The following is a 20956-nucleotide window of genomic DNA, read 5'->3' as shown; positions in this document are numbered from 1 at the left end:
GGCCCTGGGGGGCGGGGGCGCTCGGGGGGGCGCGCCCCCCCGGGGGGTGCGGCCCCCTCCACCCCCCCGCGGGGGGGGCAATACTATTGCCCGCTCTCCCCCCCCACGGCGCTGTTTCACGTGGAACAGACGTGAGTCCGACACACGAAGGCCGGCGAGGCAGATTCACGAATACGGCTCGCGATGACGTTTGCAACGGCCTACATGTGCAGTAACCGTGCAGATCCTGTTGACGGAGTGTGATACTCCGGCTACTCCCGCTCGCCCGCGCCAGCTCACGCAAGGCTCCCGCACCGAGTTGACGCCCCCCGCATGCATCACTTCGATCGCCGACACGTAGATGCACAGACACCACTCCCGGCATTCATTTGCGCAAAGGATTGCAACGTCTGCAAAGCCCTTTTTGTGACACACGTCACTGCCCTCACTCGCGTCGCCCCCGCCCCTTCCCCACCGCCGCCCGCATCGAGCCCGCCGGGGGAAGCAAATGGGACATACAAAAAACCGGCCAGGCCGCCGCGAGGGGCGCCTGACCGGTCTTTCGAGGTGTGGAGCCTAGGGGAGTCGAACCCCTGACATCTGCCATGCAAAGACAGCGCTCTACCAACTGAGCTAAGGCCCCGGAAGAGGAGCGTCCGGCCACAGGAACGACCTGTCGACGGGCGCCGCAGACCAGAGTACCGGGTCACCCCCGGGATCTCGCAAAAAGATTGGGGGTCCCCGTGGACGACCACTCTCCGTAAGATGCTCGACGTGGTTCGCTACAGCGAACCACGGTATTAGGGGAAGCGATGGGGAGACGCAATGGACGCCGCACAGCAGGAAGCAACCGCAAGAGCCCGGGAGCTGCAGCGGAACTGGTACGGGGAGCCGTTGGGGGCGCTCTTTCGTAGGCTCATAGACGATCTGGGTCTCAACCAGGCGCGTCTTGCCGGGGTGCTGGGTCTGTCCGCGCCCATGTTGTCGCAGCTGATGAGCGGTCAGCGCGCCAAGATCGGCAATCCCGCGGTGGTCCAGCGTGTGCAGCTGCTGCAGGACCTGGCGGGGCAGGTTGCGGACGGCAGCGTCAGCGCCGCCGAGGCGACCGAGCGCATGGACGAGATCAAGAAGTCGCAGGGGGGATCGGTGCTCAGCAACACCACGCAGTCGACGACCAGTTCGGGCGCGCCGACGGTCAAGCGCGTAGTCCGGGAGATTCAGTCGCTGCTGCGCTCGGTGGCGGCCGCCGGGGACATCATCGAGGCGGCGGACACCCTCGCCCCGACCCACCCGGAACTGGCAGAGTTCCTCCGGGTGTACGGCGCCGGCCGTACCTCCGACGCGGTCGCGCACTACCAGTCCCACCAGAGCTGAGCAGGCCGCCCGGCCGCCGAACGCCCGGCCGCTGAAGGCCCGTTACACCTTCCAGCCGCCGCAAGTCAGGCAGCCGGGCACCTCGGAAGAGGTCTCCGGACCGACCGCCGAAGGGGAGCGACGCACGACCATGGGTGAGGTCTTCGCAGGCCGGTACGAACTGGTCGACCCGATCGGACGCGGGGGAGTCGGTGCGGTCTGGCGCGCCTGGGACCACCGGCGGCGCCGGTATGTGGCCGCCAAGGTGCTGCAGCAGAGCGACGCGCACGCGCTGCTGCGCTTCGTGCGGGAGCAGGCGCTGCGGATCGACCATCCACATGTGCTCGCTCCCGCCAGCTGGGCCGCCGATGACGACAAGGTCCTGTTCACCATGGATCTGGTCGCAGGCGGCTCCCTGGTCCACCTGGTCAATGACTACGGCCCTCTGCCTCCCCCCTTCGTCTGCGTCCTGCTCGACCAGCTGCTGGCGGGCCTCGCCGCGGTGCATGCGGAGGGGGTCGTGCACCGCGACATCAAGCCCGCCAATGTGCTGCTCGAAGCGACCGGCACGGCTCGGCCACGGCTGCGCCTGTCCGATTTCGGCATCGCGATGCGGCTGGGCGAACCACGGCTGACGGAGACCAACTATGTGGTCGGAACGCCCGGTTACTTCGCCCCCGAGCAGATGATGGGCGCCGAACCGGACTTCCCCGCCGACCTGTTCGCCGTGGGTCTGGTCGCCCTCTATCTGCTGGAGGGTGCCAAGCCCGACGCCAAGGCGCTGATCGAGTACTTCGCCGAGAACGGCACGCCGTCCGCTCCGCGGGGCATCCCCGAGCCGTTGTGGCAGGTCGTGGCCACGCTGGTGCAACCCGACCCGCACGCGCGGTTCCGCACCGCCACCGGGGCGCGGAAGGCTCTCGCCTCGGCCGCCGAGCTGCTGCCCGAGCCCGGGCCCGATGACGAGCTCGTCGAGGTCTTCGACCAACTCGGCCCGCTCCCGGAGGGGTTTGGCCCGAAAGGACCTCTGCGAACAGCGCCGGGGGCGAGCACCGGGGGCTCGTCATCCGGGACGCGTCCGGACGCGCCGGCAGCGCCACAACTCGGCCCCGACGACACGTCGTCTTGGCTTGGGCCGGACGACACACCGTCCTGGCGCGGGCCCGACAACACACTGTCCCGGCCCGGCCACGACTACATACCGTCCTGGCTCGGCCCCGAAGCCGACTCCGGCTCCGGCTCCGGCTCCGTGTCGGGGCCCGGCTCCGGCCCCAACTCCAGCCCCAACTCCGGTCCGGGTTCTGCTGCTGACTCCGATCCTGGGCCCAGCTCCAGCTCCAGCTCCAGCTCCAGCTCCAGCTCCAGCTCCAGCTCCAGCTCCAGCTCCAGCTCCAGCTCCAGCTCCAGGCCATGGCACCACGATTCGGGAACGCTGTCTCAGGACGCCGTTTCCGGGAACGTCTGGCCTGGGCCCGGTACCGATGGCGTAGCCCCGAAGTTCCACACGGGGCACATACGGCCGGAGTCCACCCCCGCTCACATGCGTCCCGAGGCCGCCGGCGATCGTGAACGCCCGGGGGCCACCCCCGATCGCGTACCCCCCAAGTCCGCTGCCAGTGACGTACAGCCGGAGTCCGCCCGCGGCAACGTAGGGCCGAAGCCCGCTCCCGATGACGTACCGCCGCAACCTGTCCCCGCCCCCGACACCGTCCCCCCACAGCCGTCCACGATGTCGGACACCGGCAGCTTCCACCTGCCGCCACCACAGCCTGCCGCTCCCGACACGGAGTCGCAGCCGCGGCCTCAAGGCCACTCGCAGCCGGAGCCACAGCCCCAGCAGGCATGGCACGAGACGCAACTGCAGCCTGCCCCGTACCATTCGCGGCCCCAGCCCGAGCAGCCGGCCACTCCCCCCACCGCGGCGCTCCCGGCGCAAACTCCCCTCTACACCTCGCCTTTCGAACCCACGCCGACTCCCACTCCCACTGCCACCCCCACACCTACGCAAGTGCCCTCCCCCCATCGGCCCGCGGCTCCGTCCGCCGCGATGCCGCAGCACGCGTACGCCTCTACTGCTTCATACACCGCTCGGTCCGTGCAGGTTCCGCCTCAGGCGGGTGCGATTCCGGGGCACCGCGCCAGGCGCGCACGGCCGCGTCCAGGGCCCCCCGCCAAGGTGGCCGTCCCTGTCCTGCTGTTCGCGCTGGCCTGTTTCGCGGTGGGTTTCTGGGCGCTGGCCCAGATCTGAGCGAGCCGGCTGAAGTCACCAGCCCCGAGGTGCCCCACGCTCCCAGGGCGCGGACATCGGAGCCGAAGCCGTATCCGCATCCTCCGGCGCCACCCCCGCCCGTCGCCGCGCGACCACCGCCCATACCCCGAGCCCCAGCACCAGCGCGCTCCCCGTGCCGATCCCGCCCGCGGCGACCAACCTCATCGTGCCACTGCGACTGCCACTGTCACTGCTGCCACCGCCTCCGGTGGCGGTCGCACCGCCCACCGTGCCGTCGGCCGCCTCGTCGGAGCCCCCCGCCGGGAGGGCGAACGCGTCGCGAGGCTGTGGCTGCCCCGCGTACTCGGGACCTGTCCGCGCCGTTCCATCGACGCGCACACGCAGTGTCAGCCCGAACGGCCCGCCGCCGATCTTGTCGGCGACCTGCGCGGAAAGGTGCACCACGAGGTAGTAGGCGCCCGCGAACCGCATCCCGCTCACGCGGTCGTTGAGGGCGTAGCGGTTCTCGTACGCGACGGGAGGCAGTGGATCGAGCGCGGCGGAGCGCTGGCTGCCGTCGTAGCCGGAGCCGACGTCGTCGACGAAGCCACGCACGGGGTTGTAGAGGGACATGACGAGAGCGGTGCCGACATAGCCCTTACCGCGGTTCGAACTGCCCAGATCTGCTGTGGCGTAGAACTGTTGTCCCCAGTCGACCGGCACCTTGTAGAAGAGCGTCTGTCCGGGGCTGATCCCGTCCTGCCAGATTCCCTGCTTCAGCGAGGTCGCCGTGGCGAACCCTGCCCCGCCCCTGCGGCGCTTCGGATTCCCCGCGAGGGCGTCGGGCGACGCGGAGTTCCAGACCTCGGGAGCGTTTGTCGAACCGGCCGCCTTCTTCAGGGCGGGCTCCGACACATAGCTGAGCTCCAGGTCCCAGTCGCCGGACGGGGAGTCCGCCGTACCGCTGCGCTCGACGACCACGTAGTACGTGCCCTCCGTCTGACAGGCGTACTGATCGCCGCCCGTCTCGCGTGACGCCCATGCCGCGATGGGGTGGGGGCTCTGGGTGGCGCCGAAATGGGCGGTTCCGGAGAAGGAGCAGTGGCGACTGTTGGCGTCCTGCACGGACACCTTGATGCCGTCCGAGTAGGAGACCGTCGTCCCCGGCCTGGGGACGGCGGTGGCCGAGACGTATGCGTTGGACGTGGTGTCGAGTTCGAGGCGGTAGTAGAGCTTGCCGTCCCTGCCTATGGAGCTCTTGTAGGCCCTGCCCGGCTCAAGGCGTACCGAGTTGGTGGTATCCGTCGTGCCTTTGACGGTGGTGGCGTCCTGGGCGAAGGCGTACGGCGTGGGTATGCCGTCCGCGGCGGCCTGCCCCGCCGCCCCTGCGACCATCGCGCACAGCGCCGCTGCGACAGCCACGAGCACGCGGCCGTACCACCTCACCGTGCGCCGCCCCATCACACGCCACCCCTCGTCCCTCGCCCCTCGTCAAAGCCCCGGACCGTGGCCCATACTGCCCCGCCGACCACCGCGCCACCCGTGCTATCCCTACGAGCGGCCGAAACGGAGCTTGTACCAAGCCCTCGCCCTCACTCCGGCGTTGCCAACGCAATCATTTTGTTTGCACAGGTGAATCCGGGATTCCCCGGACAGCGCAAAACCTTCTCCGGACAACACAAAACCCCGACCGCGAGGCGGCCGGGGTCTGCTCTGAGACTGTTGTCGGTACTCACGAACCCGTGGGCACGGAGTCAGTCGCCTCCGTCCACAGATCCTGCTCGGCGCGATCCGCCTGGATCTGGCGGTACACGAGGAGCCCGCCGATGGCGGCCAGTGCGACCAGGAGAAGCTTCTTCACCGCGCGACCTCGTCTTTCCTTGACGTAGGGGACCTCTGGCGCCCGACTATACACACCGACCGATATCGATCGGTGACCTGGATCGGCTCTCAACTCCCGCCCGGAACACAGCAATAGAACCGGACGCGATCACTCCGACCGAAGGGTGATCACAGGGTGATCACGCCTCACAGACAGTGACTTTCACCATGATCTGCGACTTTTCGGGCCTCTTGCGGCCATCCGGGTGGTGTTCATCTGAACATCGACGCGCCACGGGCGTCGGTCCACCACTTCGCGGCCCACATACACATCATGAGGAAAGTACGCAAATCGCCTGACCCGAAAGTGAGGGGCCATGACCCAGAACAAGGTCATGAAGCTGTGGACCGCCTTCGTCACCGCCTTCCTGGCGCTGTGCACGGCGCTCGGACTCATCACGACCACTGCGGCCGCCGCGGTACCGCAGGCCGAGGCGACGCGCAACAGCGCGCCCTCCCTGACGCTCCCGGCGATGTCCTACGGCACCTGGTCCAACAGCCGGGCCCTGCCCCCCACGATGAAGCAACGCATCCGCGCCGAGGCCCACGGCTCCTCGCCGAGCTGTCGCCACCGTCCGCCCGCCGACGACGCCATGGCGGACCTCGCGACCCTCTGCAGCCCCCAAGCCCTCGCGAAGGCCGACACGGAGCCCCTCACGCCCCTCCAGCTCTGAGCGCGCGGCACCACCCACGGCACCCCTGACGTAGCGGCGAACTTGCGTACAAAGCCACACAGGGCGAAGGCCCGGCAACTCGTATGAGTTGCCGGGCCTTCCGCATGCCAGGGCAACCCCGGCTGAATGGCTGCTGCCGATCGGCAGGGTTGCTGTACATCTCAGCTGTACGGCCCCGCTGTACGCCTCTGCTGTACGGCAATTCCCTGGAGGAACCGGCACCGGGGATGATCCAGGACCAGGGAGTCGATCAATTCGCCACCGCCATGCCCTACGCCCTACGCCCTGCCGAGATTCTCGCTTCTGGCGACGCTCGTACTGATCTGCTGCGGCACCAGGACCTCTCGGCACACTCAACGCAAAGACCCCCAACCATGATCGGTTGGGGGTCTTCGTGCTGGTGGGGCTAACAGGATTTGAACCTGTGGCCTCATCCTTATCAGGGATGCGCTCTAACCAACTGAGCTATAGCCCCGCCGCGCTGTGCGGTGTGTGTCCCGCGCGCTGACCTCTGAAGATTAGCGCACGACGTGGCCAGTCCCAAAATCGATAGTCGGCGGACGTTTGAGAGGGCGCCTGCCGGCGTCTACTCGTCCTCGGCCAGCGTCAGCTCGACGCCGCCGACGAAGCCCGCGGAGAGGTTGTAAATGAACGCTCCGAGGGTGGCCAGCGCGGTGGCCAGGACCACGTCGATGACCGCGATGACCGTGGTGAACATCAGGACGTGCGGGAGCGAGAGGAAGGACTGGAGGTCGAATCCGTTGGATTCGTTCGACCCCGTCGCCTCCGAGATCGTGCCGCCGACCGTCGAGAAGACGCCCATCGCGTCCATGACCATCCACAGCACCGCGGCCGCCACGATCGTGCAGATGCCGAGCGCGATGGAGAGCAGGAAGCTGACCTTCATCACCGACCACGGGTCGGCCTTGGCGACTCGCAGCCGCGCCTTGCGCGTGCGCGGTGTCGTACGCGCCCCGGTGCGTGGCCGACGGACCGCGCCCGCCGACGGCTGCTGAGCCGGGTACGCCTGCGGCGGGTGGTACGGCTGAGCAGCCTGCGGCTGCCGCTCCCCCGGAAGCGGCGAACCCGGCGGCGGCGAGCCAGGCGCCGGTGGCGCCGCGGCCGGGGCCGCCTGCCCGCCCGCGTACTGCTGGGCCTGCGGGCCTCGGGTGTCCGTCACAGTTCCCCCCTGGGATCCATGAGAGTCATGGGAGTCAGTATCCGTGGCGGGGCCACGGCCGCCGTCCGTTTCCGTACCGGTCGATCCGGCGCCCGTGGCTCCGCTCACGATGCCTCACTCCTCGCGCTACTCGTCCGAGGACGGCTCGCCCTCGTCCGTACCGACGGCCTCCACGCCCTCGGCGGTCTCGTCCACAGCGACATCGCCGTCGACTTCCTCCGCCTCGCGACCGGCCTCGGCGTTACGTGCGATACCGACCACGGCATCGCGCTTGCCCAGGTTGATCAGTTGGACGCCCATGGTGTCACGGCCTGTCTCCCTGACCTCGTTGACTCGCGTGCGAATCACACCGCCGGACAGTGTGATGGCGAGGATTTCATCCGTCTCCTCCACCACCAGCGCGCCGACGAGCGACCCACGGTCCTCGACGATCTTGGCGGCCTTGATGCCGAGGCCGCCGCGACCCTGGACGCGGTACTCGTCGACGGCGGTCCGCTTCGCGTACCCGCCGTCTGTGGCAGTGAACACGAACGTACCGGGTCGAACAACATTCATCGAGAGGAGCTGGTCTCCCTCGCGGAAGCTCATGCCCTTGACGCCCGAGGTGGCACGGCCCATGGGGCGCAGCGCGTCGTCCGTAGCGGTGAACCTGATCGATTGCGCCTTCTTGCTGATCAGAAGCAGATCGTCCTCTGCCGAAACCAGCTCGGCTCCGATCAATTCGTCGTCGGAACCGTCCTCCGTTTCACGGAGGTTGATCGCGATGACACCGCCGGAGCGCGGGGAATCGTAATCCTTCAAGGGCGTCTTCTTCACAAGACCGCCCTTGGTGGCGAGGACCAGATAAGGCGCCGCCTCGTAGTCGCGGATCGCGAGGATCTCGGCGATCGCCTCGTCCGGCTGGAAGGCGAGAAGGTTCGCGACGTGCTGGCCGCGCGCCTCACGGCCGGCGTCCGGAAGCTCGTACGCCTTCGCGCGGTAGACGCGGCCCTTGTTGGTGAAGAACAGCAACCAGTGGTGCGTGGTCGACACGAAGAAGTGGTCGACGATGTCGTCCTGCTTCAGCTTCGTGCCGCGTACGCCCTTGCCGCCCCGCTTCTGCGAGCGGTAATCCTCCGTCTTGGTGCGCTTGATGTAGCCGCCGCGCGTGATGGTGACGACGATGTCCTCTTCGGCGATCAGGTCCTCGATGGACATGTCGCCGTCGAAGGGCACCAGCTTGGAGCGGCGGTCGTCGCCGAACTTCTCGACGATCGCGGCGAGTTCCTCGCTGATGATGCCGCGCTGGCGCACCGGCGAGGCGAGGATCTCGTTGTACTCGCGGATCTTCGCCTGGAGTTCGTCGTGCTCCTGGATGATCTTCTGGCGCTCCAGGGCGGCCAGCCGGCGCAGCTGCATCTCGAGGATCGCGTTGGCCTGGATCTCGTCGATCTCCAGGAGGCCCATCAGGCCCTCGCGTGCGATCTCGACGGTGTCGCTGCGCCGGATCAGCGCGATGACCTCGTCGATGGCATCCAGGGCCTTCAGGAGGCCGCGCAGGATGTGCGCGCGCTCCTCGGCCTTGCGCAGCCGGAACTTCGTACGGCGGACGATGACCTCGATCTGATGCGTCACCCAGTGGCGGATGAACGCGTCGAGCGACAGCGTGCGCGGGACGCCGTCCACCAGCGCCAGCATGTTGGCACCGAAGTTCGTCTGCAGGTCAGTGTGCTTGTAGAGGTTGTTCAGGACGACCTTGGCGACCGCGTCCCTCTTGAGCACGATCACGAGTCGCTGGCCGGTGCGGGACGACGTCTCGTCGCGGACGTCCGCGATGCCACCGATCTTGCCGTCCTTCACCAGGTCGGCGATCTTCTGCGCGAGGTTGTCCGGGTTGACCTGGTAGGGGAGCTCGGTGACCACCAGGCACTGGCGGTTCTGGATCTCCTCGACCTCGACGACCGCGCGCATCGTGATGGAGCCACGGCCCGTGCGGTACGCCTCCTCGATGCCCTTGCGGCCCACTACCAGGGCACCACTCGGGAAATCGGGGCCCTTGATGCGCTCGATAAGGGCGTCGAGCAGCTCCTCGTGGGAGGCCTCGGGGTGCTCCAGGTACCACTGGGCGCCGGCCGCGACCTCACGGAGGTTGTGCGGCGGGATGTTGGTCGCCATGCCGACCGCGATACCGGCGGAGCCGTTGATCAGCAGGTTCGGGAAGCGGGCCGGCAGAACGGTCGGCTCCTGGGAGCGGCCGTCGTAGTTGTCCGTGAAGTCGACGGTCTCCTCGTCGATGTCGCGGACCATCTCCATGGACAGCGGCATCAACTTGCACTCGGTGTACCGCATGGCGGCGGCCGGGTCGTTGCCCGGGGAACCGAAGTTGCCGTTGGAGTCCACCAGCGGCATCCGCATCGACCACGGCTGCGCGAGGCGGACCAGCGCGTCGTAGATCGAGGAGTCGCCGTGCGGGTGGTAGTTGCCCATGACGTCGCCGACGACGCGGGCGCACTTGTAGAAGCCCTTTTCGGGCCGGTAGCCGCCGTCGTACATGGCGTACAGGACGCGGCGGTGGACAGGCTTGAGGCCGTCCCGTACGTCGGGCAGCGCGCGCGACACGATGACGGACATCGCGTAGTCGAGGTACGAGCGCTGCATCTCCGTCTCGAGCCCGACGGGCTCGACACGGAGAGCCAGACCCTCTTCTTCAGGGATGCTCGGAATATTCTCGTCGGCCATTGCTGGTGAAGATCCTTTCTGCTGCGGTCAGCTGAGACCGACTCAGATGTCGAGGAAGCGGACGTCCTTGGCGTTGCGCTGGATGAACGCGCGGCGCGCCTCGACGTCCTCGCCCATGAGGACCGAGAAGAGGTCGTCGGCCTGGGCGGCGTCATCGAGGGTGACCTGGCCGAGGACGCGGTGCTCCTGGTCCATCGTGGTGATGCGCAGTTCCTCGGCGTTCATCTCACCGAGACCCTTGAAGCGCTGGACCGAGTCGTCCTTGATGCGCTTGCCGTTCTGGCGGCCGAGCTCGATCAGCGCGTCGCGCTCGCGGTCCGAGTACGCGTACTCGAAGTCGTCCCGGCCCCACTTGATCTTGTAGAGCGGCGGGCGGGAGAGGAACACGTGACCGGCCTCGACGAGCGGCCGCATGAAGCGGAACAGGAAGGTCAGCAGCAGGGTGTTGATGTGCTGGCCGTCGACGTCGGCATCCGCCATCAGGATGATCTTGTGATAGCGGAGCTTCTCGATGTCGAAGTCCTCGTGGACTCCGGTGCCGAAGGCGGAGATCAGCGCCTGGATCTCCTGGTTCTGCAGGATCTTGTCGATCCTGGCCTTCTCGACGTTGAGGATCTTTCCTCGGATCGGGAGGATCGCCTGGTACTGCGGGTTGCGGCCGGACTTGGCCGAGCCGCCGGCGGAGTCACCCTCGACGATGAAGATCTCGCACTTGGTGGGGTCGTTCGACTGGCAGTCGGAGAGCTTGCCCGGCAGGGAGGCCGACTCCAGCAGGCCCTTACGGCGGGTGAGGTCACGCGCCTTGCGGGCCGCCACGCGCGCGGTGGCCGCCTGGATGGACTTGCGGATGATGTCCGCGGCCTCGTTCGGGTTGCGGTCCAGCCAGTCGTTGAGGTGCTCGTAGACCGCCTTCTGGACGAAGGTCTTCGCCTCCGTGTTGCCCAGCTTGGTCTTGGTCTGGCCCTCGAACTGGGGCTCGCTCAGCTTGACCGAGATGATCGCGGTCAGACCCTCGCGGATGTCGTCGCCCGTGAGGTTGTCGTCCTTCTCACGCAGCAGCTTCTTGTCGCGCGCGTACTTGTTGATCAGCGAGGTCAGCGCCGCACGGAAGCCCTCCTCGTGCGTGCCGCCCTCGTGGGTGTGGATGATGTTGGCGAAGGAGTACACGCCCTCGCTGTAGCCGCTGTTCCACTGCATCGCGACCTCGAGGGACAGGCTCTTGTCCTTGTCCTCGGCCTCGAGGTCGATGACGGTGGGGTGCACCGCGTCTCCCTTGCGGGAGTTGAGGTACTTCACGAAGTCGACGATGCCGCCCTCGTAGTGGTACGTGACGGTCTTGACCTCGTCCTTCTCGTCAGCACCCGCCTCGTCCGCCCCGGCGGTGGCCTTCGCCGACTCGCGCTCATCAGTGAGTTTGATCGTCAAACCCTTGTTGAGGAACGCCATCTCCTGGAAGCGCCGCGAGAGCGTCTCGAAGGAGTAGTCGGTGGTCTCGAAGATGTCCGCGTCGGCCCAGAAGGTGACCGAGGTGCCGGACTCCTCCGCGGCCTCGTGCTGGGCGAGCGGGGCCGTCGGGACGCCCATCTTGTAGTCCTGCGTCCAGCGGTGGCCGTCCGTCTTGACCTCGACGGAGACCTTGCTCGACAGGGCGTTCACGACGGAGACACCGACGCCGTGCAGACCGCCGGAGACCGCGTAGCCGCCGCCGCCGAACTTGCCGCCCGCGTGCAGGACCGTCAGCACGACCTCGAGGGCCGGCTTGTTCTCGGAGGGGACGATGCCCACCGGGATGCCTCGGCCGTTGTCGACGACGCGAACGCCGCCGTCGGCGAGGATCGTCACGTCGATCGTGTCCGCGTGGCCGGCCAGCGCCTCGTCGACGGAGTTGTCGACGACCTCGTACACGAGGTGGTGCAGTCCGCGCTCACCGGTCGAGCCGATGTACATGCCGGGTCGCTTGCGGACCGCGTCCAGACCCTCGAGGACGGTGATGGCGCTGGCGTCGTACGAGGCTGTGACCTCGCCATTGGCGCCGGCGTCGGTGGACGGGATGTTCTCGTTGGGGTTGCCGGAATCGGCCACGAAGCGCCCTTTCTGGCACAGCACAAGCCAAGCTCCCGGCGGGTGGCCGGAGCGGTTGCGGCGTGTTGCGTTGGTAAGCCTTAGTCAGCGTTGCACACCATTTCCCGATGGTCCCCGCAAGCGGGGCGGGATTAGCTTTCAGTCTACCGGTAGCGCCGACAGTGATGGGGGTTTGCCGGTACCTGAGTCCGCATGTGCCGCCCTGAACCGGTCTCGGCCGACTCCCCATATGCGGACCCGGGCCCAAAGAGGCTCACAGCGGCACTCAGCGCTTCCGGGTGTCAACCCTTGGCTACTGCGGAGTCAGGTCGGTGTTCGCAACCGCATGCGGTTGCCCGGGACCGACGGCCGGGGCCGTTCCACGACGGGCTGTGGGGCATGGCAGGGGCCGCTTCATGATCGGCTGTGCCGGGCTGTCGGACCGCTTCGTGATCGCAAGTATGGAAGGCCGAGGCCGGTCGTGATCAGCAGTGATGGACGATTCCCGCGGGCCTTGGTCACCCGTAGGTGTCGCCGGGACCCGTGCTGCCGGGGGCGCGCAGGGGCCCGAAGCGGCGCGCGGGGCCCCCGGGGCCCTGCACCTTGATCAACCGCACCGTGCCGTGCCCCAGGTCCTGGTTCAGCCGCGCGACCAACTGCGGGGCGAGCAGGCGCAGCTGGGTCGCCCAGGCGGTCGAGTCGCACTGCACCGTCAGCACCCGCTCGGCCGGGTCGTCGTCATAGCGCAGCGGAACACAGTGCTTGGCAAGGTCGTCGCCGACGATCTGCGGCCAGCGGCCCATCACACCGCCCACCGCGGCCGGGGTCTCCCAGCCACGCTCGGTGAGCAGCCGGTTGATGGCGGCACCGAGCGCCATCGGGTCGCGCCCGTCGGCGCGCGCGCCGGAGCGCAGCCCGCCACGCCGCGCCTGCTTCTTCTGCTGCGCCGCGTCCCCGCGCGCGCGTGCCTGTTCCTTCGCGGCGCGCAGGGCCACGCGCGCGAGGTCGACGCCGGAGGGCTCGGGGGTCTTCTTGCCGGGTACTTCGCCGGGTGCGGCTTCGGGAGCGTTTTTTCCGGGTGTGTTCTCCGTCATACGCGCTCCACCGTGCCCTCGGACACGGCATATCGCGTCCCCGCCAGTACGTCCGGTACGTCGTCGTCGACCGCGGCGGTCACCAGCACCTGCTCGCCCGACGCGACGAGTTCCGCGAGACGCTCCCTCCTGCGCGTGTCCAACTCCGCGAACACGTCGTCCAGGACCAGCACCGGCTCGTTTCCCTCGGCCCTGAGCAGGTCGTACGAGGCCAGGCGCAGCGCCAGCGCGTAGGACCAGGACTCCCCGTGGGAGGCGTATCCCTTGGCGGGCAGCTGACCGAGTTTGAGAAGCACATCGTCTCGATGGGGTCCTATCAGGGTCACGCCCCGCTCGATCTCCTGCTTGCGCACCTCGGCGAGCGCCGCCATCAGCTGCTCGTACAGGTCCTCGCGCGTGTGTGCCTCGCCGGGTGCGGACGGCTTGTACTCCAGCGCGATCGGCCCACCGCCCGGCGCCAGCTGCTCGTACGCCTTGTCGGCCAGCGGCTGGATCGCGGAGATCAGGTCGAGCCGCTGGGCGAGCAGCTCGGCGCCCACGCGCGCGAGGTGCTGGTCCCACACGTCGAGCGTGGACAGATCCATGGTGCGGCCGCCATGCCGCCGGGCCAGCGCGGCCGACTTCAGCAGGGTGTTGCGCTGCTTGAGGACCCGGTCGTAGTCCGAGCGGACACCCGCCATCCGCGGGGAGCGGGCGGTGATCAGCTCGTCGAGGAAGCGGCGCCGCTCGCCGGGGTCGCCCTTGACCAGTGCGAGGTCCTCGGGGGCGAACAGCACGGTTCGTATGATGCCGAGGACGTCACGGGGTCTGACCTGCGAGGACCTGTTGATGCGGGCACGGTTGGCCTTGCCGGGGTTCAGCTCCAGCTCGACGAGCTGCTGGCGCTCGCCCTGGCGGACATTGGCCCGGATGATCGCCCGATCGGCGCCCATGCGGACGAGCGGCGCGTCGGAGGAGACGCGGTGGCTGCCGAGGGTCGCCAGATAGCCGACCGCCTCGACCAGGTTCGTCTTGCCCTGTCCGTTGGGTCCCACGAACGCGGTGACGCCCGGGTCGAGCGGGACCTCCACCCGGGCGTACGAACGGAAGTCGGCCAGCGACAGATGCGTGACGTGCATGGTCGTTCGCCGACCTCCCCCAGCGTGGTGTTTCCGTACTTCCCGACGGTCGGGTCTACCCCGGCCTTCGGGCTTTTCCCCCGGCTGTGGACAACCGGGTCACCCCGGGTGGCGAACCCGGGGCGCTGATCAGGCCTTCTCGACGGCGTGGCCGCCGAACTGGTTGCGCAGCGCCGCGATCATCTTCATCTGCGGCGAGTCGTCCTGTCGCGAGGCGAAGCGTGCGAAGAGCGACGCGGTGATCGCGGGCAGCGGCACCGCGTGGTTGATGGCGGCTTCCACAGTCCAGCGGCCTTCGCCGGAGTCCTGTGCATAACCCTTGAGCTTCTCCAGGTGCTCGTCGTCGTCCAGCGCGTTGACGGCGAGGTCGAGCAGCCAGGAGCGGATGACCGTGCCCTCCTGCCAGGAGCGGAAGACTTCGCGCACGTCCGTGACGGAGTCCACCTTTTCCAGGAGCTCCCAGCCCTCGGCGTAGGCCTGCATCATGGCGTACTCGATGCCGTTGTGGACCATCTTCGCGAAGTGACCCGCGCCGACCTTGCCGGCGTGCACCGACCCGAAGTCGCCCTCGGGCTTGAGCGCGTCGAAGATCGGCTGCGCCTTGGCGACGTTCTCGGCGGTGCCGCCGTACATCAGCGCGTAGCCGTTCTCCAGGCCCCAGACGCCGCCGGAGACACCGCAGTCCACGAAGCCGATGCCCTTGATGCCCAGCTCGACCGCGTGCCTCTCGTCGTCCGTCCAGCGGGAGTTTCCGCCGTCCACGACGACGTCGCCAGGCTCCAGGAGAGCGGCCAGCTCGTCGATGGTGGACTGGGTCGCGGCACCGGCCGGGACCATGACCCACACCACGCGCGGGCCCTTGAGCTTGCCCACAAGCTCTTCCAGGCTGTGGACATCGGCGAGGTCCGGGTTGCGGTCGTATCCGATGACGGTGTGGCCTGCGCGGCGGATCCGCTCGCGCATGTTGCCGCCCATCTTGCCGAGGCCGACGAGACCGAGCTCCATCAGTTGTTCCTTAGGGGTTGCGACGTGGCGTGAGGGCACTCTCGTACCTGGATCCGAGCCTAAACCCGGACGCTCACGCACACCTGTGGGCATAGCCGCTCAGGCGAACGCCCCACCTGCGAATTTGCCCGCCGGGCCGTGCGGACCGGCGGGCTCGCAGTACTCAGCCGCTCAGGCGCACCGGCATGATCAGGTACTTGTAGGCGTCGTCCGCCTCGGCGTCCACGGCGGGCTTGCCGCTCAGCAGCGCGGGCTTGGTGGACGTCGTGAAAGAGAGCTGGGCCACCGGCGAGTCGATGGCGCTCAGGCCGTCGAGCAGGAACGTCGGGTTGAAGGCGATCGAGATGTCGTCACCCTCCAACTGGGCGTCAACCCTTTCCACAGCCTGTGCGTCGTCGCTCGAGCCGGCCTCCAGGATGAGCACGCCCTGCTCGAAGCTGAGCCGCACGGGGGTGTTCCGCTCGGCGACCAGGGCCACACGCTTGACTGCCTCCACGAAGGGGGCGGTCTCGATCACGGCCACGGAGTTGAACTCCGTCGGAAACAGCGTGCGGTACTTCGGGAGGTCGCCTTCGAGCAGACGGGTGGTGGTACGCCGCCCGGCGCCCTCGAAGCCGATCAGGCCCTCGCCCGCGCCCGAGCCGGACAGCGCCAGGATCACGCTGTCGCCGCTCGTGAGGGCCTTGGCGGTGTCCAGGAGCGTCTTGGCGGGCACCAGGGCGACCGCGGACGCGTCCGGGTTCTCCGGCTTCCACAGGAACTCGCGGACCGCGAAGCGGTAGCGGTCGGTGGAGGCGAGGGTGACCGTGTCGCCCTCGATCTCGATGCGCACGCCGGTCAGGACGGGGAGGGTGTCGTCACGTCCTGCCGCGATGGCCACCTGAGCTGCGGCCGAGGCGAAGACCTCACCCGGGACGGTGCCGGTCGCCGACGGCATCTGCGGCAGCGCCGGGTACTCCTCCACAGGCAGGGTGTGGAGTGTGAATCGAGAGGAGCCGCAGACCACGGTCGCCCGTACACCGTCTGTGGAAATCTCCACCGGCCGGTTGGGCAAGGCGCGGCAGATGTCGGCGAGGAGGCGGCCGGAGACGAGGACCGTGCCCTCTTCGTCGACCTCCGCGTCCACCGAGACGCGCGCCGAAACCTCGTAGTCGAAGCTGGAGAGGCTGAGGGCACCGTCCTCGGCCTTCAGAAGGAGGCCGGCGAGCACAGGCGCCGGCGGACGGGCCGGGAGGCTGCGTGCCGCCCAGGCCACTGCCTCCGCGAGTACGTCGCGTTCCACCCGGATCTTCACCGTTGCCGCCTCCGTCTGTTGCCGGCGCTCTCGCCCTGCTGGCCTTCGTCGTCTGACTCGGTGTCCCTCGACCCTGTGACGGGAAGGACACCGGGGAACAGTCTGACGCACCGCGCTGACAGTCGGTGCCCCTCGGGGTCAAGTCGTGCCGAGTGGCACTGGAGCCTCCGAGAGCGAGTTGTGCACAGCCCCGTCTTCGAAACGATTCCCAGGCTCTCTCTAGTTGGTCTTAGTAGTAGGCCCTGTGGAAACCGTGGATAACCGTGTTTTCGCAGCTCAGAGGCGATTTTTTGTCCACTGGCCCTGTGGGCGGAGGCGGTGGACAACCGAGGGTTTCTGTGGACGACGAAAAGTTCTGCACACTCGATGCACAGCCTCGTGCCACTTCTCCCCAGCACCGTCCCCAGCTTTACCCACGTTCCCCACAGGCCAACCGGACACCTTTGTGTGACGCCTTTCACTCGACACGGTGAGAAGGCGCGGCGCCTTGCCGAACAGTGGACAGAGGTGTGGAGAAGCTGGGGATCACTGGGGACAACCGACTCAGGCCTGTGGGTCTCCGGTGGACAACTCCGTACACACCCTGTGGATCTTTTCTTCGTCCACAGTCTGTGGAGAGTCTTCGTCCACGAATCCACAGGGTGTTGACCTGGTCCGATGGTCTCGCAACAGCAGCCCCTGTGGACACGATCGGGACAACTTCCCAGTCCCCAGGTTGTGGACGTCGGAAAGTCACCGAATCTGTGGAGAGTGGCCGTAACCGAGCTCGTATTCGAACAACAGATGTCGGGTCGGTAGCGGCGACAAGGGGGCGGAAGCCGTCTGCGCGCGTACGAGAACGGCGAAGGACGTCTTCGGCAACGGCGAAGGACGCCTTCGACACGTGCACGAGAACGGTCGCGGGCGCCCCTGGCACCTGCGTCAGAAGGCCTGGGGGTGCCCTCGCCGCGCGGACGAGAAGGCCGACGGTCGCCCTCGCCGCGCGGACGAGAACGGCGAAGGGCGCCCGCGGGAGCGTGTCCCGGGGCGCCCTCAGCGGCGTACCGCTGTGCCGTCAGCCGTTCTTGATGCGGTTCGTGAGTTCGGTGACCTGGTTGTAGATGGAGCGGCGCTCGGCCATCAGCGCGCGGATCTTGCGGTCGGCGTGCATGACGGTCGTGTGGTCGCGGCCGCCGAACTGCGCGCCGATCTTCGGCAGTGACAGGTCCGTGAGCTCGCGGCACAGATACATGGCGATCTGCCGCGCCGTCACCAGGACGCGGCTGCGCGAGGATCCGCACAGATCGTCCACCGTCAGTCCGAAGTAGTCGGCGGTGGCTGCCATGATCGCGGTCGCGGTGATCTCGGGGGCCGAGTCCTCTCCGCCGGGGATCAGGTCCTTGAGGACGATCTCCGTCAGACCGAGGTCCACCGGCTGCCGGTTCAGCGACGCGAACGCCGTCACCCGGATCAGCGCGCCCTCCAGCTCGCGGATGTTGCGCGAGATCCGGGACGCGATGAACTCCAGCACCTCCGGGGGAGCGTTGAGCTGCTCCTGCACCGCCTTCTTACGAAGGATCGCGATACGGGTCTCCAGCTCGGGCGGCTGGACGTCCGTGATCAGACCCCACTCGAAACGGTTCCGCAGCCGGTCCTCCAGGGTCACCAGTTGCTTGGGCGGCCGGTCGGAGGACAGCACGATCTGCTTGTTGGCGTTGTGGAGCGTATTGAAGGTGTGGAAGAACTCCTCCTGCGTCGACTCCTTGTCCGCCAGGAACTGGATGTCGTCGACCAGCAGGATGTCCATCTCCCGGTACCGCTTGCGGAAGCTGTCGCCCTTGCCGTCCCGAATGGAGTTGATGAACTCGTTGGTGAACTCCTCGGAGCTCACATAGCGCACGCGCGTGCCCGGGTAGAGGCTGCGGGCGTAGTGCCCGATCGCGTGCAGCAGGTGCGTCTTGCCGAGGCCCGACTCCCCATAGATGAAGAGCGGGTTGTACGCCTTCGCTGGCGCCTCGGCTACAGCGACCGCGGCGGCGTGCGCGAAGCGGTTGGAGGCACCGATGACGAACGTGTCGAAGAGGTACTTCGGGTTGAGGCGCGCGGTGGGCTCGCCCGGACCGGTCGCCGGCGCGGGCTGCGCGGCCAGCGGACCGGGGGCGCCACTGGAGGAAGGCAGCGCGGGGCCGCCGCGGTGCACCTGGCCGCTGCCCGAGGGCGGCTCCTGAAGATCGCGGCGGTCGGGGCGCTGGTCGTAGTCGGAGCGCGGCTGGTCGTAGTCCGGGCGCTGCTGCTCGTACGGCGGGCGCTCCATGGACTGCGGCCGGTAGTCCTGCGAGGGCGAGGCGTACGGGTCGCGCTCCGGGAAGCCGAGGCGCTGCTGCTGCCAGCCGTAGTCGTCCTGCGAGTGCCGCGGCCAGGCGCCCGGCTCCGGGCGCTGGTAGTCCGGGTAGGCCGGACGGGCGGTCGGGAGCTGGTCCGGGCGACCCGAGGAGTGCTGGTCCTGGCGGCCGGACGGCAGCTGGTCGCCGGGGGCGCCCGGGAGCGGGTCGGAGCGGCCGTTCCTGCGGTCGTCGGCGCGGTGGCGGCCATACCCCTCGTAGCCGTCGCGGCGCTGGGCGTCGTACGGGCTGCGCTCGTCGCGTCCTTGGGGCTCGTAGGCGCTGCGTTCGCCGCGACCCTCGGACTCGTAGACGCTGCGTTCTTCGCGGCCCTGGCTCTCGTAGACGCTGCGTTCGTCGCGGCCCTGGCCCTCGTACGAGTCGCGGCCCTGGCCCGACCCGGAGGGGAGCTCGGGCTCCTCGTACCGGGACTGGGTCGGTGGTGCCGGGGCCGGGGGCTCACCGGCGGAGTCGTCGACGGTGATCGCGATCCGGATCGGGCGGCCGCACTCACGACTCAGGGTTTCGCTGACGACCGGCGCGAGGCGACCTTCGAGTACGCCCTTCGCGAACTCGTTCGGGACCGCGAGGAGCGCGGTGTCCGCGACCAGTGCCAACGGCTGGCAGCGCTTGATCCAGTGCTCGTCCTTCGCCTCGACACCCTGCCCCCGGCCTTCCCCGAGGAGTTGTTCGAGTACTCGTGGCCACACTGCGGCAAGATCGGCAGGTACGTCAGCCACAGGGCACGCTCTCTCATGGGTCCCACGAACGTGTGGTTCTGGGAACGGGTTGGGAAGTCAGTCGGGTGGGGCGGGGGGAACAAAACCGCTGGGGCGGTGGGAAGGGAACGAATCGGAGTCCAGCCACGGTAGTCAGGGCGACCGGTGCGGTTCAAGTTGTTGTCCCCAGCCTGTGGATAGTGTCCCCTGGCCGGGGCTGGTTTGACCGGATGGCGTAGCCGCGCGTACCGTAACCAGGTCGAGTTGTCGATGGCTGCTGCCGCCTGCCTCCGATGGGCACAGATCGCGAAGAGTGATCGGGAAGCGGTGCACTCGGGCGTAACGAGCTACCTCGTGGGCGCACGGTGACAGCCAGGACGGCACCCCGCCACCACCGATTCTTTCTGGAGCCCCCGAGTGAGCAAGCGCACCTTCCAGCCGAACAACCGTCGTCGCGCCAAGACCCACGGCTTCCGCCTGCGGATGCGCACCCGTGCCGGCCGCGCGATTCTCGCGAACCGTCGTGGCAAGGGTCGCGCCAGCCTGTCCGCCTGATCACTTACAGGTCATGACGTCGTGCTGCCTACCGAGCATCGGCTGAGGCGGCGCGAGGACTTCGCGACCGCGGTACGCCGAGGACGCCGGGCCGGACGCCCGCTCCTCGTCGTCCATCTACGTAGCGGTGCAACGGACCCGCACGCGCCTGGGGAGAGCGCTCCCCCGACGCGTGCGGGTTTCGTCGTGAGCAAGGCCGTGGGTGGAGCGGTCGTACGCAACAAGGTGAAGCGCAGGCTTCGCCATCTGATGCGTGACCGAGTCGCTCTGCTGCCCCCCGGTAGCCTGGTAGTCGTACGAGCGCTGCCCGGTGCGGGCGACGCCGACCATGAACAGCTGGCCCGAGACCTGGACGCCGCCCTTCAGCGGCTGCTGGGAGGGGGCGCGCGATGAAGTACCCGCTGCTGGCTCTTATCAAGCTGTACCAGTGGACGATCAGCCCGTTGCTCGGGCCGGTCTGCAAGTACTACCCGTCGTGCTCCCACTACGGCTACACGGCCATCGACCGGCACGGTGCGATCAAGGGAACGGCACTCACCGCCTGGCGCATCCTCCGGTGCAATCCGTGGTCGCTTGGCGGCGTGGACCATGTTCCGCCGCGCAAGCGTCCGCGATGGCACGAAATGCTGCGTAACGCCTGGCGTGCACGCAAGGGCGGGAACTCCGCCGCCGAACCGGCCATCGAGGGTCATGGAATGTCCGACCATCCCTCGAGTCCGGCCGCCGAGACCCCGTCCCATGCTCAAGGAGCCTGAT

Annotated in this window: 16 protein-coding genes and 2 tRNA genes; 6 read left to right on the top strand and 12 right to left on the bottom strand. The window is 68.1% G+C overall.

The genetic code is table 11. The features are described 5' to 3' along the window. Positions 1-549: 549 nt before the first annotated feature. A tRNA-Ala gene (locus ACIBK0_RS23720) sits at positions 550-622 on the bottom strand. 182 nt (positions 623-804) lie between these two features. Between ACIBK0_RS23720 and ACIBK0_RS23715 the strand changes: the two genes are divergently transcribed. Together ACIBK0_RS23715 and ACIBK0_RS23710 are read left to right on the top strand one after the other, a co-directional pair. Beyond that, positions 805-1353 carry a DNA-binding protein gene (locus ACIBK0_RS23715; protein ID WP_362023614.1) on the top strand — a complete coding sequence of 183 codons (549 nt, stop codon included), beginning with the start codon at positions 805-807 and terminating at the stop codon, positions 1351-1353. A gap of 130 nt (positions 1354-1483) precedes the next feature. Continuing rightward, positions 1484-3580, top strand: a complete 2097-nt coding sequence (locus tag ACIBK0_RS23710; RefSeq protein WP_399083236.1) for a protein kinase — start codon at positions 1484-1486, stop codon at positions 3578-3580. Positions 3581-3595: 15 nt separating this feature from the next. Here ACIBK0_RS23710 and ACIBK0_RS23705 read toward each other — a convergent pair whose 3' ends face one another. Continuing rightward, positions 3596-5002 carry a hypothetical protein gene (locus ACIBK0_RS23705; RefSeq protein ID WP_399083233.1) on the bottom strand — a complete coding sequence of 469 codons (1407 nt, stop codon included), beginning with the start codon at positions 5000-5002 and terminating at the stop codon, positions 3596-3598. A 271-nt stretch (positions 5003-5273) separates the two neighbouring features. Continuing rightward, positions 5274-5402: a DLW-39 family protein gene (locus tag ACIBK0_RS23700; protein ID WP_003999697.1), complete on the bottom strand. Its 129-nt coding sequence runs from the start codon at positions 5400-5402 to the stop codon at positions 5274-5276. A 337-nt stretch (positions 5403-5739) separates the two neighbouring features. Between ACIBK0_RS23700 and ACIBK0_RS23695 the strand changes: the two genes are divergently transcribed. After that, positions 5740-6096, top strand: coding sequence for a DUF6344 domain-containing protein (locus tag ACIBK0_RS23695; RefSeq protein WP_399083230.1), 357 nt, complete (start codon positions 5740-5742; stop codon positions 6094-6096). 398 nt (positions 6097-6494) lie between these two features. Here the strand turns inward: ACIBK0_RS23695 and ACIBK0_RS23690 are convergent. The 9 genes from ACIBK0_RS23690 to dnaA all read right to left on the bottom strand — a co-directional run bounded on the left by ACIBK0_RS23690 (position 6495) and on the right by dnaA (position 19666). Beyond that, positions 6495-6571 (bottom strand) — tRNA-Ile (locus ACIBK0_RS23690). A gap of 111 nt (positions 6572-6682) precedes the next feature. Then, positions 6683-7384 (bottom strand): DUF3566 domain-containing protein, encoded by a 702-nt coding sequence (locus ACIBK0_RS23685; protein WP_399083227.1) that lies wholly within the window; start codon positions 7382-7384, stop codon positions 6683-6685. Between the two features lie 18 nt (positions 7385-7402). After that, complete coding sequence (gene gyrA / locus ACIBK0_RS23680; protein ID WP_399083224.1) at positions 7403-9994, bottom strand: DNA gyrase subunit A; 2592 nt, start codon at positions 9992-9994, stop codon at positions 7403-7405. Between the two features lie 42 nt (positions 9995-10036). Next, a complete protein-coding gene (gene gyrB, locus ACIBK0_RS23675; protein ID WP_399083221.1) occupies positions 10037-12100 on the bottom strand; it encodes a DNA topoisomerase (ATP-hydrolyzing) subunit B in 2064 nt (687 codons plus the stop codon). A 473-nt stretch (positions 12101-12573) separates the two neighbouring features. Further along, complete coding sequence (locus ACIBK0_RS23670) at positions 12574-13149, bottom strand: DUF721 domain-containing protein (RefSeq protein ID WP_399083218.1); 576 nt, start codon at positions 13147-13149, stop codon at positions 12574-12576. Beyond that, complete coding sequence (gene recF / locus ACIBK0_RS23665) at positions 13146-14267, bottom strand: DNA replication/repair protein RecF (RefSeq protein WP_399083215.1); 1122 nt, start codon at positions 14265-14267, stop codon at positions 13146-13148. The genes ACIBK0_RS23670 and recF overlap by 4 nt, the downstream gene beginning before the upstream one ends. A gap of 129 nt (positions 14268-14396) precedes the next feature. Continuing rightward, positions 14397-15272 (bottom strand): phosphogluconate dehydrogenase (NAD(+)-dependent, decarboxylating), encoded by an 876-nt coding sequence (gnd, locus tag ACIBK0_RS23660; protein ID WP_399083212.1) that lies wholly within the window; start codon positions 15270-15272, stop codon positions 14397-14399. 163 nt (positions 15273-15435) lie between these two features. Then, positions 15436-16566: a DNA polymerase III subunit beta gene (gene dnaN / locus ACIBK0_RS23655; protein WP_399083209.1), complete on the bottom strand. Its 1131-nt coding sequence runs from the start codon at positions 16564-16566 to the stop codon at positions 15436-15438. A gap of 1054 nt (positions 16567-17620) precedes the next feature. Next, a complete protein-coding gene (gene dnaA / locus ACIBK0_RS23650; RefSeq protein WP_399083206.1) occupies positions 17621-19666 on the bottom strand; it encodes a chromosomal replication initiator protein DnaA in 2046 nt (681 codons plus the stop codon). A 396-nt stretch (positions 19667-20062) separates the two neighbouring features. Between dnaA and rpmH the strand changes: the two genes are divergently transcribed. From rpmH to yidD, 3 genes are read left to right on the top strand one after another with little or no spacing between them, the layout of a single operon-like run. Then, positions 20063-20200, top strand: coding sequence for a 50S ribosomal protein L34 (rpmH, locus tag ACIBK0_RS23645; protein WP_006381191.1), 138 nt, complete (start codon positions 20063-20065; stop codon positions 20198-20200). Between the two features lie 21 nt (positions 20201-20221). Beyond that, positions 20222-20593: a ribonuclease P protein component gene (gene rnpA, locus ACIBK0_RS23640; protein WP_266458390.1), complete on the top strand. Its 372-nt coding sequence runs from the start codon at positions 20222-20224 to the stop codon at positions 20591-20593. Next, entirely contained in the window at positions 20590-20955 is a 366-nt protein-coding gene (yidD, locus tag ACIBK0_RS23635; RefSeq protein ID WP_383902963.1) for a membrane protein insertion efficiency factor YidD, read from the top strand. The genes rnpA and yidD overlap by 4 nt, the downstream gene beginning before the upstream one ends. Position 20956: the final 1 nt, after the last annotated feature.

The sequence above is a fragment of the Streptomyces sp. NPDC050564 genome (assembly GCF_044457265.1).
Taxonomy (GTDB): Bacteria; Actinomycetota; Actinomycetes; order Streptomycetales; family Streptomycetaceae; genus Streptomyces.
This window is presented reverse-complemented; position numbering and strand designations above follow the sequence as displayed.

What these genes read in the sequence shown, in the direction of transcription:
- ACIBK0_RS23715 (WP_362023614.1), top strand. Translation starts at nt 805, where the DNA reads ATGGACGCCGCACAGCAGGAAGCAACCGCAAGAGCCCGGGAGCTGCAG.
- ACIBK0_RS23710 (WP_399083236.1), top strand. Translation starts at nt 1,484, where the DNA reads ATGGGTGAGGTCTTCGCAGGCCGGTACGAACTGGTCGACCCGATCGGA.
- ACIBK0_RS23705 (WP_399083233.1), bottom strand. Translation starts at nt 5,002, where the DNA reads ATGGGGCGGCGCACGGTGAGGTGGTACGGCCGCGTGCTCGTGGCTGTC.
- ACIBK0_RS23695 (WP_399083230.1), top strand. Translation starts at nt 5,740, where the DNA reads ATGACCCAGAACAAGGTCATGAAGCTGTGGACCGCCTTCGTCACCGCC.
- gyrA (WP_399083224.1), bottom strand. Translation starts at nt 9,994, where the DNA reads ATGGCCGACGAGAATATTCCGAGCATCCCTGAAGAAGAGGGTCTGGCT.
- ACIBK0_RS23670 (WP_399083218.1), bottom strand. Translation starts at nt 13,149, where the DNA reads ATGACGGAGAACACACCCGGAAAAAACGCTCCCGAAGCCGCACCCGGC.
- recF (WP_399083215.1), bottom strand. Translation starts at nt 14,267, where the DNA reads ATGCACGTCACGCATCTGTCGCTGGCCGACTTCCGTTCGTACGCCCGG.
- gnd (WP_399083212.1), bottom strand. Translation starts at nt 15,272, where the DNA reads ATGGAGCTCGGTCTCGTCGGCCTCGGCAAGATGGGCGGCAACATGCGC.
- yidD (WP_383902963.1), top strand. Translation starts at nt 20,590, where the DNA reads ATGAAGTACCCGCTGCTGGCTCTTATCAAGCTGTACCAGTGGACGATC.